The sequence below is a fragment of the Sodalis sp. RH16 genome, from assembly GCF_047324245.1.
Taxonomy (GTDB): domain Bacteria; phylum Pseudomonadota; class Gammaproteobacteria; order Enterobacterales; family Enterobacteriaceae; genus Acerihabitans; species Acerihabitans ligni.
Window position 1 is genome coordinate 3837987 of the sequence record NZ_CP178737.1, and the last position, 16302, is coordinate 3854288.

The following is a 16302-nucleotide window of genomic DNA, read 5'->3' on the forward strand; positions in this document are numbered from 1 at the left end:
GGGATGTGTTTTTCGCGTTTGCAGACTGACATCCCGTCCCCGCCATGCGCTTTGTCAACAGGCCTCGCTGCCCGCTAATAGGTGGGCAGCCTTTTCCCGTCGATAACCTCCCGCTGGATTATCTCCACCTGGCCGATGTTGATTTCATCCAGCACCGCGCGGGTCGCCGTATTGCCCTTATCAATCACCAGCGAGGCGGAAAACATCTCGTTGGTCAATAGCGCCATGGCCGAAGGGGACAACGGCCAGGTCACCAGTTCCTGGTGATGAAGGGAGAGGCCGAACGCCGAGTGATGCCAAACGGCCACATCGCAGGCACCGCTTATCAGGGCGGAGGGGATATGGGCGTAGGTGACATCCACGTATTTGCTGTCCGGAAATTCCAGCTGCGTCAGCATGGCATGATCGATGGACAGGCGATCGATGCCGACCCGCAAGGCTTTGGGCAATTGACTGCGGGGGGCGCGCGCCACGACGATGACCGAGCCGGCGGCGTAATAGCTGCCGGCGGAGTAGGTGGTATGGATGAAAAACGAGGGTTTGGCGGCGATAATCTTTTTGGCCGCATGGGTGGACATTACCGCTACATTGGATAACGAGTCGCTCAGGGCTTTTGATCGCTGGGTGGAACCATGGCCGAAAATAAAGGAAGAGGGAATATTGTAATGGTCCAGGGCCACGCGCAGGCCGGTGGCCAAACCCTGGAACTCCCAGCTCAGGGGCAGCGGCATGATAACCGACAGCGGATGGAATCCCGCCCTGGACCACAAGCCGCCCAGGTTTTTCTCCACGATAAATGTGCCCTGCCGCTGTTTGGATGTCAGGACCACCAGATTGTCGCTTTGCAATTCCTGCAGCGCTTTCTGGATGGTGCCGGCTCCCACGCCGATGGACACGCGCAATTCTCCTACATTGGGCAAACGCTCGCCGATTTTTCTTTCCAGAATGGTCCGGGCGACCATTTCAGTCGCCCGTTGTTGCGGGGATTCCACATCGCCTTTAATCCGGGGCGATGTCAGAGGTTCAGCTTTTAGATTCATTTCTTTTTAGATACACCTCTATTTTTCGTTCTCGACCGAAAAACGACACCAGGATACAGCCCAACAGGCAGATCCCGGCTGCGGTAAAGAAAACCAGCGTCCAGTTTCCCGTGCGATCGATGATTTCACCCGCCACCACCGGTGAAATGATCCCCGACAGGTTGGCGATGGCGTGGACATATCCCATGACCCCTCCCAGACGCCGACTGGGCACAATGTCGCCTATGATAGCAAAATATTGTGCCCCGGTAATGTAAAGGGAGAAGACCACCCCCGACATCAACAGTACCGCGCTCAGCGTGGTGGCAACGTAGGTGATGAATGCGAACTGTATGGCGGTTGCCACCAGGCCTATGACGATGACCGCCGATCTGGCCCCGATGGGCTTGCCGGTACGGCGCGCCAGTATGTCGGAGACAAATCCGCCGCTGGCGAAACCAATCACGCCGAACACCCAGGGCAGAGAGCCGGCGAACGCCAGGCCCTTCAGATCGACGCCGCGCACCTCGGACAAATAGACGGGAAACCAGGTTAAAAAGGTGAACAGCACCCAGCCGTAACCGAAAAACGCGACGGAGGTGGCAAGCAGCACCGGCATGCGGCAATAAAATCCGAGGGAAGGTTCTCCCTTGTCGTCCGCAGAGAGGATGGGCTGGGTCAGCTTTTCCCGCTGCAGATCGATATCCCTCTGCGTGGCCCAGGGATGCAGATCGGGACGATCCCGCACCACGGCAAACCAGGCGATGGCGATAAAAATACCGATAATCCCCAGGACGACAAATGACCAGCGCCAGTCGGCGATACCGATCAGCGCCACCACCAGCGGCGTGCCGATAGCGCCGCCAAGGGGCGTTGCGCCCTGGGCCAGACCCATGGCGGTGGACATTTGCCGCTGGGGAAACCAGTTGTGCATGGTTTTGGTGGAAACCGCCCCTTGTGGCCCTTCACCGAAACCAAACAGGAAACGAATGATAAACATGAGGACAAAGCTGCCGCCCAGAGCGGTCAGACCGGTGAACAGCGACCACCAGGCCACCGCGATGCCCATGACCGTGCGGGGGCCATATTTATCCGACAGCCAGCCGCCGATAAAGCAGAACGGGGAGTAGCTGAAAAAGAAGGCGCTGGCAATCAAGCCGAACTGGGTACCGCTGAGGCCCAGATCCTTGATGATATGGGGACCGGCCACGCCGAGAGCGGCGCGATCGGCATAGTTAAGCACCAGCACCAGCGCGGTCATACCTAAAATGATCCAGCGTAGCGTGGCTTTGTTTTGCGATGGCGGCTTGACTTTATTATCTGCGGTCTCGATTGACATAGCATTGTCACCTTGGTTGATTTCACGTTTGACGATCTGATATAAACAATATACAGTAATCTGTAAATACAAAACACGCTCCGCCTAACTTATGTCAATTGTTTGAAGCCACCCACAAATTAAGGACGCTTATGAACAGTCAAGCCGCCGTCAAAACCGATACGGACTCCCTTATTAACGCGCTGCGCAAGCATGCCCCCCGGTGCGTTATCGATAGCAGCCTTGAAACCCGAAAAGCCCGGGCGCATGACCGCTGGCCCATTGCGGCAAAGTGGTCCGAAGAAGAAATGAATAACCATATTCCGCTGGCGGTGGTGCGGGTCGGCTCTGCCCGGGATGTCTCGCAGGTGCTGACGTTCGCCGGCGCGCATCATATCCCGGTGGTGCCTTTCGGCGCCGGTTCCGGGGTAGTGGGGGGCGTGGTAAATCAGCGCGGTTATCTCTGTATCGATCTGTCCGGCCTCAACGGCAAGCCCGAACTGGACGCGGAAAACGGCGAAGTCACCGTGCCTTCGGGAGTTTTGGGCGGTGACCTGGAAAAGATACTCAACGAGGCGGGCCGGCGTCTGCCCCATTATCCGCAGTCCCTGGCGCTGGCAAGCATCGGCGGCCTGGTGGCCACTCGTTCTTCAGGCACTTTCAGCAGTAAATACGGCAACATCGAGAATTTTGTCACGTCGCTGGAAGTGGTGCTGCCCGACGGCGCCATTATTCATACCCAGCGCTCGCCGCGCTCCTCCACCGGTCCTTCCGTCGCCCAGATGTTCGTCGGCAGTGAAGGAACGCTGGGCATTATTACCGCCGTCACCCTGCGTACCCTGCCGCTGGCAACGTCCCAACTGTTCCGCGGCGTGGCTTTCGAGGGCGTCGGCCACGGGCTGAACGCGGTGCGTCAAGTGCTGGACAGCGGTTTGATGCCGGCGGTTATCCGGCTTTATGATGAAAAGGAAGCGGTGCATATATTTGAAAAAAGCGGTATCGAGCCCGCTCACCGGACATTATTGGTGCTGGCCTTCGACGGTAATCCGGCGGTGGCCGCCGCCGAGCAGGCCGAGTCATTGAAAATCACCGCCGCCCTCGGCGGTGAAGATCTGGGATCGACGCCAGGAGAAATCTGGGAAAAAACCCGCTATGACGCCGGCTGGCTGGATCGCGGCAACGCCGGGGAGTTTGATTTTGCCGACGCCATCGAAATCGCCGCCGGCTGGCATACGCTGGAAGCCCTGCACGATAAGGTGCTGAATGCCATATCCCCTTACGCCGACAACGCGTTTGCCCATTATTCCCATTTCTACAGCAACGGCGGCGCCATCTACTTTATCTTTTTCATTGTCGGTAAAAACAAACAGGACGCGGAGAGCCGCTTCAACCAGGTCTGGGACATCACCATGCGCACGGTGCTGGAGCATGGCGGCTCCATCAGCCATCACCATGGCGTGGGGGAAGCGCGTAAGCATTGGATGGTGCGCGAACATGGCGACAGCCTGCGGGTACTGGCTAAGCTTAAACAGGCACTGGATCCCCGGGCAATACTCTCCCCGGGCAAAATGGGATTCGATGAACAACCGGAGGCGGGAAAATGAAGACCATCAAGCCCATTGCCATTACCGTCGGCGATCCGGCGGGCACCGGTCCCGAGTTAAGCCTCAAGGTGGCCTCTACCGAACTGCTGATGCCCCGGACTCCCGTCGTGCTTATCGGTTCAGCAGGACTGCTGCGGCGGGTGGCGGATCATATCGGACTGGAGGTGGAAATCCTTACCGTCGAACGGGCTGAGGAGGCCAAACGCCAGCCCGGCGTGGTCTGGGTAATGGATGTCCCCCTCGACTACCAGGACGTGGTCCCCTGCCGCATCAGCAAAATCTGCGGCCAGGCATCGGTGGATGCCATTCGGCTGAGCACCGGGCTGGCGCTGGCGGGGGAGGTGAGCGCCATCTGTTCCGCGCCGGCCAATAAAGAGGCCTTTCATCTGGCGGGGCACAAATTCGAGGGGCAAACCGAAATTTTCGCCCACCTCACCAACACGACCGCCTTTCATACCATTATGATCGGCGGTCCGCTGCGCGTCAGCCTGGTGAGCGCCCATTGCTCGCTGCTGGAAGCGGTGGCGCGGGTCAAGCAGCCGCGTATCGAACGTATCATGGGGGAACTGCACACCTCATTGCGGCAGGAATTCGGCTTACCCAATCCGCGCATCGGCGTGGCGGGCCTTAATCCCCATGCCGGAGAAAACGGCGTGCTGGGTATGGAAGAAATCGAGCACATCAAACCCGCCCTGGACGCCTGCCGACGCAAAGGCATGAACGTCAGCGATCCGCTGGCGGCCGACAGCCTGTTTTACGCGGCGGAGCAGGGCGCTTACGACGCCATCCTGGCCATGTATCACGATCAGGGCACTATCCCCCTGAAGCGGTTCGGCTATGTGACCTATGCCGTCGGGCTGCCGATTATCCGCACCACCGCCGGCCACGGCACGGCCTTTGATATCGCCTGGCAGGGCATCGCCAAACCGGAACTGCTGTCCCGGGCGGTGAGACAGGCCGAAGAACTGGCCATGACCAAAGCCCGGCTTCAGCACGGATGAGCCGGTAAGGGAGAGAATATGCTAGGTATCGTGGCCGACGATCTCACCGGCGGCGCCGCTATCGCGGGGGAAATCGCCCGCCCCGGCAAACCGGTGCCCGTACTGCGCCTGCAAACTGACGGACGCGTCGAATTACGGACGCTGGTGCTGGAAACCGGCAGCCGCTATATGCCGGTGGCGCAGGCGGAGCAGCGCGTCGTGTCGGCGGTTCAGCAGCTGAGGCAGGCGGGTTTTACCTTGCTGATGAAAAAGATCGACAGCACCCTGAAGGGCAACGTCGCCGCTGAGCTGGCGGCATTCGCCAAAGCCGTCGGCGAACGGCTGATGATCGTACCGGCCTGTCCGGCCATGCATATCCACGTTCGGGCCGGCTATCAGTGGAAATCCGGCCGACAGGGTATCGATATCGTCGCCTTGGTGGGGCAAGCGCTGGGCTGGGCCCCTTTATCCCTGCCGCTGGATGTGGTGCGCGGCGGCGCGGCGGCCGTCAGCGCCTGGCTGCGCGCTAATGACTGTCCGGTGATTATCGCCGATACCGAGACGCAAAATGATATCCGGCAGATAGTCGGCGGCGCCGGGAGCGCCGGTATCAACGCCTATGCCGGCGTCTACGGCTTGGGCCGGGCGCTGGTCGGGCTGGCGGGCAAGCCGGATATGCAGCCTCCCGGCGAGGCGTCCCGGCTGGTGGTCTTGGTGGGGTCCACCGCCTCCGCCACGGTGGCGCAGGTGGATTATCTTATTGAGCAAGGGGCCGTCAATATCGCGGTACGGGTATCTTCTCTCATCGGCGACGACGGCGAACGGGAACTGAGCCGGATACGCAGGGAAATCGCCAGCGCCACCGCGCCTGTCGTATTGGTGCATACCGACGCAAAAAGCACTGCGGATAGTGTGAGCCGGTTTTGCCAGGATCGGGGCTGGAGCGACCGGGATCTGGCGCAAGCCCTGGCGGCGCCCTTTGCCGAAGCGGTGCGTGGCTTGCCGGGGGCGGGCATCATGATAGTCGGCGGTGAAACCACCGGGGCGTTATTCGACATGCTGGCATGGCGCGGTTTGCTGGTGACCGGCGAATTTGCCGATTCGGTGCCCATCGCCGCGCCGCCGGACGCTGCGTATCCTTTTATTTTAACCAAACCCGGCGCGTTCGGTACCGTCTCGGTGCTGCAGGACGCGGCGCAAAAGATGCTGGGAGCCCGCTGTGGCCGGCAATGAGTCTCGGCAAAATCATATTTAGGAGGACCGATGCGGTATTTTCCGGGGTTTCGTCTTGATAATAAAATCGCCGTCGTCACCGGCGCCAGCAAAGGACTGGGGGAGACCATCGCCCATTCGCTGGCGGAATCCGGCGCGACGGTGGCCATTGTCGCCCGCGACAAAGCGCTGCTGGAGCAGGTTGCCCGCACCGCCAAAGAGGAGTATGGCGGCAGGATGTTCCCGTTTCAGGCCGATCTTATCGATACGCACGGCTTTGACCGGTTGGTTTCCCGCATCGAAGACGAGGTGGGCGCCATCGATATCCTGGTGAACAACGCCGGGACCAATATCCAGCAATCCGCCACCGACGTTGACGAGCAGACCTGGGATTACCTGCTCGACCTGAATTTGAAATCGGTGTTTTTTTTAAGCCAGGCGGTGGGCAGGCGGATGCTGGACGCCAGGCGTCCTGGCCGGATCATTAATATCGCCTCGCAAATCGGCGAGGTGGGTTTTTACAAGCGTTCCGCCTACGCCGCCAGTAAAGGCGGGCTGGTGCATATGTCCAAGGTCATGGCCATTGAGTGGGCGGAGCAGGGCATCAGGGTCAACTGCGTCGGACCGACCTTTGTGGATACGCCTTTGCTGAAGATAGCCTTTCAGGACCGGGAGATAGCGGATGAAGTGATGCGGCGTATCCCTATAAAGCGCCTGGGCCTCGCATCGGAAGTCGCGACGGCGGTGGTGTATCTGGCCTCGGAAGGCGCCGATCTGGTTACCGGCCATCATTTATTGGTGGACGGCGGCTGGACGGCGCAATAGTGACGGCATGACGGAGAAAACACGATGAATATCGGCATGATTGGTTTGGGGCAGATGGGCTGGAACCTGGCGAAAAATTTGTCCGTCGCCGGCTACTCCGTGGCGGGCTTTGATCCGCGACCGGATAGCCGGCAGCGAATGGCGCAGATTAATGTCCAGGCGGCGGACTCGCCGGCGAGCCTGGCCGCCGGCACCGACGCCGCGGTGCTGATGGTCCTTAATAGCGAACAGGCCGAGTCGGCGGTCTGGGGGGTGAATGGTTTTGCCGCCGGGGCGGCCATAGACAAGACGCTGATTATCATGAGCAGCCTTTCACCGGTATTTGTCAGGGCGCTGGCCGCGCGTGCCGAGGGCAGGTTTCGGGTGCTGGACGCGCCGGTGAGCGGCGGAGTGGAAGGCGCGCGGGCCGCCACGCTGACCATTATGGCATCCGGTCCGGCGGATTTGCAGCAGGCCATGATGCCGGTGCTGCGGGCGATGGGTAAAAACGTGATTAACGTCGGCCACGAGGCGGGACTGGGGGCGACGATGAAGACCATCAATCAGGCCATGCTGTTCGCCGCCCTCGCGTCCGCCTCGGAAATGGTGGTGGCCGGCGTCAAGGCGGGGCTAGATCCGGATACCATTATCAAGGTGATCAGTATCAGCAGCGGCGGTAGCTGGGCGCTGGAACACCGGGTGCCTCTGGCGTGGCAAACCGACTATGTCAGCGGGGCTACCCTTGCCATCGCGGCGAAGGATATGCGTTCAGCGACGGAACTGGCGGATTCCCTGGGCACATCGGCAACTATTGCCCGCGAGGTGCGAAGGCTGGTGGATATCGGCATGGCGCGGCATCAGGGGGAGGGGGACGATCCGCTGATGGTGGAGATTATCGAACAGTTAAGCGATTTTTATATCAAGTCCCGTTCTGGGGCGGTCTCCCTATAACACGGTCGTTGCAGGGTCGGTGATTGCGGGCCTGCCGAGCCATGGGGCGCTCGGGCAGGCGGTAAAACCTATTCTTTCATGCACCAGCACCGCAAGCAGCCGGTGAGTAGTACTTTTAGACATCTCCAGCACGTCGCTGCTGGAATCCCAAATCCAGCGCACCAAGTTCGTAAGGCGTTTGCGTTACGTTGAGGTTGTACAGGTTAATATATTATTAACTTTGGAATTAATGCTCTGTTTTTAATGGATTTTTTCAGGAAAAAGGCATTAATGAAAGAATGTGATTAACACGAAAATCATAACCATAAAAAGGAAACCTGGGGAATATGTTGCCTAACGTGAACGCCTCTAGTCTTATCTTCTCAATAAAGTCAATAGATGAAATGTCATATGCCGAGCTTTGGGAGTTAGCTAGGTCCGACACTAACTCTACATTCACAAAATTCAGGCATTCCTTCATCGCGGCGGGCAATCCGCCTGATCGGAATAATGGGAAAATAGTGTCCTTCAACAGCACGGTGTCTGAACAGGCAATAAATGATCCTTGCGCTTTCCATAAAAATATTGAGGCGAGAATTAAAGAAAAAGAAGCGATTCTTGAAAGCAACAAGATGGAAAATATTGAGCATTGCGTCAGGAAATTGATGTTATCCGAATTCAAAAACAGAGATGATGCAACGATAAATGTTGTGAAACTGCATCTCGATGAATATTACCAATTGAAAAATAACAAAACGGTCTGAAGATTAATGGCTCCATGAGAGCCATTGCTATGACCAACGGCAAGCTTCCCTGTCTGAGTGACCGAAACCTCATTTGGCGAAGGCCGTGCGTGCCGGCGGCAAACCGATAACCCGGCCTGGCGGGGGGTAGGGCACGCCGTATTCTTCAGGCCAATTGTTACCGTTGTAATACAAAGTCATTAGCCTTTCTGCCAGCGTAATGTTATATAGTCGTGCTTAATCGGAGCATGCCGTTTCTCCTCCCGCCATAGTGCGTTTCCGTTCTCGGAATGAGAATATTTTATGTGCCGGGCCGTGGAGCATAAAAGGACCCTCTTTCCCATGCAGCCAATGTTTGAGTAATCATGCGCGTTGATCTGGATGATGACACCGCCGATATCAAGGCGCTTCCACGCTTCCAGCGGGCCGCTTTCCAGGCGCGCGGCTTATATCGTTTCGCCCAGGCGCTGGCCGTGCTGTGCGCCATTTTATTGCTGGCGGCGCTCCTTATTCATTGGATTGCGCCGGGGTCGATTTGGCTGCCGCTGGTTTGCAATAATATCGCGGCGCTGCTGGTATTTACCGCCGCGCTGCTCTCCGTCCGTCAGGTGGCGGCCTGGCGCGCCGCGGCCCTGGCGCAAATTAACGCTTCCCCCGCTGCGCCGCTCCCGGCTGAAACTTCGGCTTCAATCAACGCTACCGCGCCGCCGCCGGCTGAAATTTCGGCTTCACACAGCGCTGCCGGGGCGCCGTCGGCTGTAACGTCGGCCTCAACCAACGCGGTCGGGATGCTTTCGGCCGAATCTCCGTCCCCAATCCCAATAGCCGCGCTAGGCCCGCATCCGGCTGACACGGCGGGCTCAGCGGAAGCGCCGCCGCCGGGCCGTATCGCGCTTTTTCTCTCCGCCCGGCTCCGTCGGATCGGTAGCGACCCCCTGTGGTTGATTGGTTTGTCGCTACTGGCGATGCTGCTGATACGCGGCGGCTGGAACGTCGGCGCCCGTATCGGGCTGGTGGATCAAACCGCCTATGTGGTGGTGGGCCTGTTGATTCTGGCCGCCTTCGGACTGCTGGTGCTGGAACGGCACCTGGCGGCCAGTCCGCCGGAACAATGGCCGGAAGCAGCGGGACTGATGCCCGTGGTGCGGATGGTTATCGCGGTGCAACTGCTCGCCGTGCCCTGTCTGCTTTTTGCCAATGCAACCTCTTCCTGGCCGGGATATCTGGCGAGCCTGACGGGCTTACTGCCGGCGCTGGTGGCGCTGGAGCTGATGGCGCGGGCGGTGCTCTCATTATTCACTCCCCGCCGAGAGCGTCAGGAGCCGCGCCTGGTTGGCGAAAGCATGCTGGCGGCGCAGCTGCGCTGGCCGCCCCGCCCGCTGCAGTTTTTTCAGCATGAGCTCCAGCAGCGCTTCGGTATCGATTTACGGCAGATTTGGGCCTTCACCTTTATGCGCAGGGCCTCCCTGCCGATTTTGGCGTTTCTGCTGCTGGCGGGCTGGCTGCTGACCGGCGTCACCGAGGTCCCCTTTAACGGCCGCGGCATTTATGAGCGCTTCGGCAAGCCGGTCAAGGTGATTGCCCCCGGTCTGAATATCGGGCTGCCCTGGCCGTTCGGCCGCGTACTGTCGGTGGAGAATGGCGTGGTTCATGAACTTACCACCGGTTCGGCGGATACCCCGGCCGGCGGCGGGCCGGCGCCGGCGGAAGGTCCGGCCCCGGACAGCGCCAATCGCCTGTGGGATGCCTATCACCCCAGCGAACGGTCCCAGGTGATCGCCAGCGCGGCGGGGGACAAGCAGAGCTTCCAGATTGTGAACATGGACGTGCGCTTTATCTACCGCATCGGGCTAAGCGATAAGGCGGCCCTGGCGGCCACCTATAATACCGCCGATATCCCGGCGTTGATTCAGAGCACCGCCAACCGGGTATTGGTGGATGATTTCGCCTCCCGCACCCTGGACGATGTGCTCGGCCACCAGCGGGCGGATTTGGCCGCCGACATCGGCAAAGTGGTGCAGGGGCGGCTCGACCAGATGAACAGCGGAGTGGAAATCCTGGCTATCGTGATAGAGGCCATTCATCCGCCGGCCGGCGCCGCTAATGCCTACCATGGCGTACAGGCCGCGCAAATCGCCGCCCAGGCGCTGATTGCCCGCGAGCGCGGCCAGGCGGCGGCACGTCTTGACGCCGCCCGGCTGGATGCCAGCCTGGTGGCCGATGGGGCCGCCGGAGCCGCCCATGAGAGCCTGTCCCGGGCGCAGGCCGCCGATCTGCGTTTCGCCGCCGAGCGCCAGGCGTGGCAGAACGCGGGGCAAGCCTTCCTCACCGAAACCTATTTCAGCCAGCTCGCCCTGGCGTTGGGAAATACGCCGGCATTGATCCTCGATCATCGCATCGGCGCCGGCGAGCCGCCCACACTTGATCTCAGAAGCTTTGTCGCCCCTATCGATCCGGGCGCCGGCAAAGCCAAGCCGCAATAAATGCCGGAGAATCTTCTTTGAGTATGTCACCGCCACCCGATCATGACGTCCGTGCTTCCCGCGCCAGGCTTTGGCGCCGTCTCGGCCTGTCCGCCCTGCTGCTGATATTCGTTATCGCCGCCGCCTGCCTGGTGCAGGTGCGCTCCGGCGAAGCGACGGTGATTACCCGCTTTGGCAATCCGGTGAGGGTGTTGCTAAAGCCCGGCCTGGCCTGGCGGCTGCCGCTGCCGTTTGAATCGGCGATCCCGGTGGATTTGCGGCTACGCACCACCTCCAGCGGATTGCAGGACGTGGGCACCCGGGACGGCCTGCGGATCATCGTGCAGGCGTATGCCGTTTGGCAGGTGCAGTCCGATCCTGACCATGTGCAGCGGTTTATGCGGGCGGTGCAGAATCAGCCGGACGAAGCCGCGCGTCAAATACGCACTTTCGTCGGTTCCGCGCTGGAAACCACCGCCAGCGGTTATCCGTTGGCGGACCTGGTGAACACCGATGGATCCAAGGTGCAGCTGGCGGACTTTGAACAGCGGCTGCGCGGACAGATTGAGCAATCCCTGGGACAGACCTACGGCGTGCGCCTGGTGCAGGTGGGCATTGAACGCTTGACGCTGCCGTCGGTGACCCTGGGGGCAACGGTGGACCGCATGCGCGCCGAGCGGGAAACCATCGCCACCGAGCGTACCGCGGAAGGTAAGCGGCGGGCGGCGGAAATCCGCTCCGCCGCCGAGCGCGATGCCCGCATTATCCAGGCGGACGCCTCGGTGAAAGCCGCGGCCATCGAGGCCCAGTCCCAGGTGGCGTCGGCGGAGATCTACGGCAAGGCCTATGCCAGCTCGCCGGCCCTGTATGACCTGCTGCGCTCGCTGGATACCCTAAGCAGTATCGTTAACAGCGGTACCCGTTTGGTGCTGCGCACCGATGCCGCGCCGTTCCGGGTGCTGGTGGAAGGGCCGCCGCGTTTAACGCCCGCTCCTACGGTCAAACCACCGTTGTCTCCCGTGGTGCCGCCTGCGCCGGCGGCGCCCGCTACCGGGTCGCGGCAGCCATGAGACGGCCGATGATAGGCGATATCGGCCGGGGCGGCCCCTGGCTTCAGGCCGGACGGGTGGCTTTCCTGGTCCTCTATGGGGTGACTCTGCTCACCGCCGGCGCCTGGCTGCTGAGCAATGTGCGGCAAATCGGTCCGGACAGCCAGGCGGTAGTGCTGCGTTTTGAAGCCCTGCACCGTATCGAGCACGCCGGCCTATTGCTGGCCTGGCCGCAACCCTTTGAACGGGTGGTGGTGCTGCCCGCCGCCGACCGGGTGATCGAACGCCGGGTCACGGCCTTGTTGCGTTCGTCGCAGGCGCAGCAGGCGGATTACGGCGACGCCCTCACCAGCGATACGCTGGCGGGTTCCGGCTATCTGCTCACCGGCGATGCGGGCGTGGTGCAGCTGGATGTGCGGGTGTTTTACAAAATCAGCGATCCTTATGATTATGTCCTGCAGGGAGTGCATATCGCACCGGCCCTCGATCGGCTGGTGGAACGCGCCGCCGTGGTGGTATGCGCCTCGCGGGATCTGGACACCATCCTGGTGGCCCGCCCCGAGCTGGTAAGCAACGACAGCGATGTGGTGGCGCGGCGGGAGCGGATGCGCGGCGATTTGCAGCAGAGCATCAACCGGAGTCTGATCGCGCTGAAGGCTGCCGGCAGCGGACTGGGAATCGAGATAGAGCGGGTGGATGTGCAATCGTCGCTGCCGGACAAGGCGGTGAGCGCCTTTAATGCCGTGCTCACCTCCAGCCAGCTGGCGGAGCAGGTGATTGCCGGCGCGCAAAACGATGCGGCGCGGGTAACCCAGTCCGCCAATCAGTCCGCCGACCGTACCCTCCAAATCGCCCAGGCCAGCGCCAGCGAGCGGCTGGCCAAAGCGCGGGCGGATACCGCCGCCATCACCAGCCTGGCCACCACCCTGGACAGCGGTACGGATCCTGATATCCTCTGGCGCCTGTATCGCGATCGCATTGCGACAATCTTTGCCAAGGCGGGTTCGGTAACCGGCATCGATCCCCACGAGGATGCGCACTTGATCCTGCAAGGGGTCGACAACGCTACAACGGTGAAAAAATGAGCGATCCGGCCATGACTCCACATTCCCGCGAACATCACGATGTTCACGATCGCAACGATGCTCACGAGCACGATGACGGCCATGGACATCATGATAGTCCCGGGCACGAACATCATGATGGCCATGAGCAGCACGGTAATCATGCACATCACGGGCATCATGGACACCATCATGCCCCCATTACCGGCACCATGCTGACCCGCGATGAACAGCGCGCCATAGCCCGTCAATTAACCCTGGCCATGATAGCCTTCGGCCTGCTGGCGCTGGGATTGATCTGGCGCTGGCTTGCCCCGGATCAAGAAGGGGTCGGCCAGCTGCTGCTGGGCGTCTCCTCGCTGCTGGTGGCCATACCGGTATTCCGCTCCGGCTGGTACAGCCTGCTGCATCCCACCCTGCACGGTATTACCGACCAATTGATAGCCCTGGCCATGCTCGGCGCCTGGGCGACCGGCGATTTGCTCACCGCCGCGCTGCTGCCGATCATCATGATTTTCGGCCACGTGCTGGAGGAACGCAGCGTTATCGGCTCCCAGGAAGCCATCGACGCCCTGGGCCGGCTGACCCGCAGCCAGGCAAGAAAAATCGCGGCCGACGGCAGCGTGCTTGAGATCGACAACGATCATCTGCGTCCCGGCGATCGGGTGGAAGTGCGGGCCGGGGATCGCGTGCCGGCGGACGGACGGGTACTGGAAGGACAGGCCAGCCTGGATACCGCGCCCATCACCGGCGAGTCGGTGCCATTGGAGGTCCGGCCCGGTATGACGGTGTTCGGCGGCTCCATCAATCTGGACGGACTGCTGCGTATTGAGGTGACCCGCATCGGCGAAGAATCCACCCTGGGCAAGGTCATTGCCCTGATGCAGCAGGCCGAGGGGTCCAAACCCCCCATCACCCGTCTGCTGGAACGACACGCCGGACAATATCTGCTGCTGGTGCTGCTTATCGCCGCGTCCACCTGGTTCGTCACCAATAACGCCCAGGCGGTGTTGGCGGTGCTGGTGGCCGCCTGTCCCTGCGCGCTGGTGCTTTCGGCCCCGGCCACGGCCATCGCCGGCCTGGCGGTGGCGGCGCGCCACGGCATCCTGATTCGCAGCTCCGCTTTTCTGGAAGAACTGGCGGATCTCACCTCGCTGATTATCGATAAAACCGGTACTTTGACCCACGGCGCCCTGCGTTTGCAGGAAATTCGCACGGCATCGGCAGAACAGGCGGAGCCTGTCCGGCGACTGGCCGCCAGCCTTGGCGCCACCAGCAATCATCCCGTCAGCCGCGCGCTGGCCGCCCTGGTCCCGCAGGAGGATTATTACCCGTTAACGGATATCGCCGAGCGGCAGGGCCTGGGAGTGGGCGCCATCACCGCCCAGGGCGAGGCGGTGCTCGGCCGTCCTGAACTTTTTGCCCAACAGGGCATCGTCACGTTGCCGGTGCCGGAGCATGACGGTCCCATCGTCGGGCTGGCTCTGGATGGACGCTTTCTCGCCTGGCTGCTGCTGGCGGATACGGTTCGCCGGGAGGCCGCCGAGGCGCTGGACGAACTGCGACAGCTCGGCCTCGGCCGGCAGATGCTGCTCACCGGCGATCGCCGGAGCGTGGCGCAGAGCATCGCCGGGGCGGTGGGCATCGGCGAGGTGATATCCCAAGCGTTGCCGGAAGATAAGCTCACCCGCGTCACCGCCGAAATCCGCAGCGGTTTCCGGCCGATGGTGGTGGGGGACGGCATTAATGATTCGCTGGCGTTAAAGGCCGGAGTGGTAGGGGTCGCCATGGGGGCGGGCGGGGCCGATATCGCCCTGGCCTCGGCGGACGTGGTGCTGATTGGCAGCGACCTGCGCCGTCTGGGCACCTGCGTGCGGCTTAGCCGCCGTTGCCGGCGCACGTTGCATATCAACGTGCTGATCGGCCTGGGCTGGACGGTGCTCATCGTCGCGGCGGCGGCGTTCGGCCTGCTGGGGGCCGCCGGCGCGATGATCGCGGCGGTGCTGCATAACCTCAGCACGCTGGTGGTGCTGGGCAACGCCGGCCGCCTGCTGCGTTTCGATGAGCCGCTGGGACAGATTGAGAGGCGGGATCCGCGGCAGAAATAATGAACCGGCGCGCCGTTCCAATCCGCGCTATACGGCTCGCTCCTTTTGCATTGCGTCGCCGGCAAGATTCAATCCGCCCGTTTCAATGGATGACCCCTGATTCGTCGCGATTGTCACAGGTCTTCCAGCGGAATCTGCTTCATTATCTCCACCCGCATCAGGAGATGGTAAAGCGGCTCCAACTGCTGGAAAGCGCGCTGCAGGCGCGGCGCCAGCTCCGGTGAGAACAGCGACTCCACCGCCGTATCCGTCGCCATGACCGCGAAGGATTTAAGGTTGTACCAGGCGGCAAGGCGAGGGTCCTGATCTTTAATCAGCGGACGTTTGTAGCGATCTCCCTCCAATACCAGGGGCGCGCGGCAGCAGGCCGCCGCTTTGGCGAACTCTTCCGGCTGGCGCAGCATCAGATGGCGGAAGCGATCCATGGTGGCCTTGCTGGCGGAATAATAGCCCAGTCCGTAGCGAAAACACTCCGGCGAGAGCTCAAAGAAATAGACCGGGGCATCGGTCCACTCTTTGGACGGACGTTTGAAACTGAGCCACATGCGGCTGCGAAACAGGGATTTGTCGTTGGAAAAGCGGGTATCGCGGTATATGCGCGACAGGGTTTTACCGATGGCCGGGCGCGTCTCGAACCGATCGTCGATTTTCAGCATGGCCGGCGCCAGGCTTTCCACCAAGGCCCGAAAAGGCATCAGCAGATTTTCATTGTAGATGCCGCGGTGGGACTCGAACCACTCTTTGCTGTTTTCGGTAACGATCTGCTGTAAAAACCCCAGCCCTGCCGGGGTGAACCCGTGAAATGAAGACAATTGCACAATGTATACCCTGCTATAAATAGCAAAGAATCTACTAGATCTCCGTCCCGGAAGTCTATCGGATCGTGGCAATGGGATCCAAAAGATAGGTTGATACTTGAGGGAGGGCTGGCAAACAATCTCGGGGCCATTATGGCGGGACAGGATGATAGAGGAGTAAATTACTACGATCTAGCATCCTGTCCCGACCG

At 61.0% G+C, this 16302-nt stretch carries 14 protein-coding genes; 10 read left to right on the forward strand and 4 right to left on the reverse strand.

The features are described 5' to 3' along the window. Nucleotides 1-74 precede the first annotated feature (74 nt). A complete protein-coding gene (locus tag ACL2XJ_RS17700; RefSeq protein ID WP_413723956.1) occupies nucleotides 75-1040 on the reverse strand; it encodes a YhfZ family protein in 966 nt (321 codons plus the stop codon). Next, entirely contained in the window at nucleotides 1024-2358 is a 1335-nt protein-coding gene (locus ACL2XJ_RS17705; protein WP_413723957.1) for an MFS transporter, read from the reverse strand. Before ACL2XJ_RS17705 ends, ACL2XJ_RS17700 begins: the two co-directional genes overlap by 17 nt. A gap of 131 nt (nucleotides 2359-2489) precedes the next feature. Here ACL2XJ_RS17705 and ACL2XJ_RS17710 point away from each other — a divergent pair, with 131 nt between their 5' ends. The 5 genes from ACL2XJ_RS17710 to ACL2XJ_RS17730 are packed head-to-tail and all read left to right on the forward strand — an operon-like array spanning nucleotide 2490 to nucleotide 7888. Continuing rightward, complete coding sequence (locus tag ACL2XJ_RS17710; RefSeq protein ID WP_413723958.1) at nucleotides 2490-3941, forward strand: FAD-binding oxidoreductase; 1452 nt, start codon at nucleotides 2490-2492, stop codon at nucleotides 3939-3941. Continuing rightward, nucleotides 3938-4942, forward strand: a complete 1005-nt coding sequence (pdxA, locus tag ACL2XJ_RS17715) for a 4-hydroxythreonine-4-phosphate dehydrogenase PdxA (protein ID WP_413723959.1) — start codon at nucleotides 3938-3940, stop codon at nucleotides 4940-4942. The genes ACL2XJ_RS17710 and pdxA overlap by 4 nt, the downstream gene beginning before the upstream one ends. 18 nt (nucleotides 4943-4960) lie before the next feature. Then, nucleotides 4961-6154, forward strand: coding sequence for a four-carbon acid sugar kinase family protein (locus tag ACL2XJ_RS17720; RefSeq protein WP_413723960.1), 1194 nt, complete (start codon nucleotides 4961-4963; stop codon nucleotides 6152-6154). A 30-nt stretch (nucleotides 6155-6184) separates the two neighbouring features. Then, the gene (locus tag ACL2XJ_RS17725; RefSeq protein WP_413723961.1) at nucleotides 6185-6958 is read left to right on the forward strand and encodes an SDR family NAD(P)-dependent oxidoreductase; all 774 of its coding nucleotides are present in this window, start codon (nucleotides 6185-6187) and stop codon (nucleotides 6956-6958) included. 24 nt (nucleotides 6959-6982) lie between these two features. After that, on the forward strand, nucleotides 6983-7888 hold the full coding sequence (locus ACL2XJ_RS17730; protein ID WP_413723962.1) for an NAD(P)-dependent oxidoreductase: 906 nt from the start codon (nucleotides 6983-6985) through the stop codon (nucleotides 7886-7888). Here ACL2XJ_RS17730 and ACL2XJ_RS17735 read toward each other — a convergent pair. Then, the gene (locus ACL2XJ_RS17735; protein WP_413723963.1) at nucleotides 7883-8050 is read right to left on the reverse strand and encodes a helix-turn-helix domain-containing protein; all 168 of its coding nucleotides are present in this window, start codon (nucleotides 8048-8050) and stop codon (nucleotides 7883-7885) included. The two genes, ACL2XJ_RS17730 and ACL2XJ_RS17735, sit on opposite strands and share 6 nt — an antisense overlap. 164 nt (nucleotides 8051-8214) lie before the next feature. On the opposite strand from ACL2XJ_RS17735, the gene ACL2XJ_RS17740 reads away from it, so the two are divergent. From ACL2XJ_RS17740 to ACL2XJ_RS17760, 5 genes are all read left to right on the forward strand, one after another. Then, complete coding sequence (locus ACL2XJ_RS17740) at nucleotides 8215-8631, forward strand: hypothetical protein (RefSeq protein ID WP_413723964.1); 417 nt, start codon at nucleotides 8215-8217, stop codon at nucleotides 8629-8631. Between the two features lie 344 nt (nucleotides 8632-8975). Then, nucleotides 8976-11093, forward strand: coding sequence for an SPFH domain-containing protein (locus ACL2XJ_RS17745; protein ID WP_413723965.1), 2118 nt, complete (start codon nucleotides 8976-8978; stop codon nucleotides 11091-11093). Between the two features lie 23 nt (nucleotides 11094-11116). Next, nucleotides 11117-12142 carry a protease modulator HflC gene (gene hflC, locus ACL2XJ_RS17750; RefSeq protein WP_413723966.1) on the forward strand — a complete coding sequence of 342 codons (1026 nt, stop codon included), beginning with the start codon at nucleotides 11117-11119 and terminating at the stop codon, nucleotides 12140-12142. Between the two features lie 8 nt (nucleotides 12143-12150). Beyond that, a complete protein-coding gene (hflK, locus tag ACL2XJ_RS17755) occupies nucleotides 12151-13206 on the forward strand; it encodes a protease modulator HflK (protein WP_413723967.1) in 1056 nt (351 codons plus the stop codon). Nucleotides 13207-13397: 191 nt separating this feature from the next. Beyond that, a complete protein-coding gene (locus ACL2XJ_RS17760) occupies nucleotides 13398-15293 on the forward strand; it encodes a heavy metal translocating P-type ATPase (RefSeq protein ID WP_413726913.1) in 1896 nt (631 codons plus the stop codon). Nucleotides 15294-15406: 113 nt separating this feature from the next. Here the strand turns inward: ACL2XJ_RS17760 and ACL2XJ_RS17765 are convergent, their stop codons facing one another. Then, nucleotides 15407-16111 carry a DUF2461 domain-containing protein gene (locus tag ACL2XJ_RS17765; RefSeq protein WP_413723968.1) on the reverse strand — a complete coding sequence of 235 codons (705 nt, stop codon included), beginning with the start codon at nucleotides 16109-16111 and terminating at the stop codon, nucleotides 15407-15409. Nucleotides 16112-16302 lie beyond the last annotated feature (191 nt).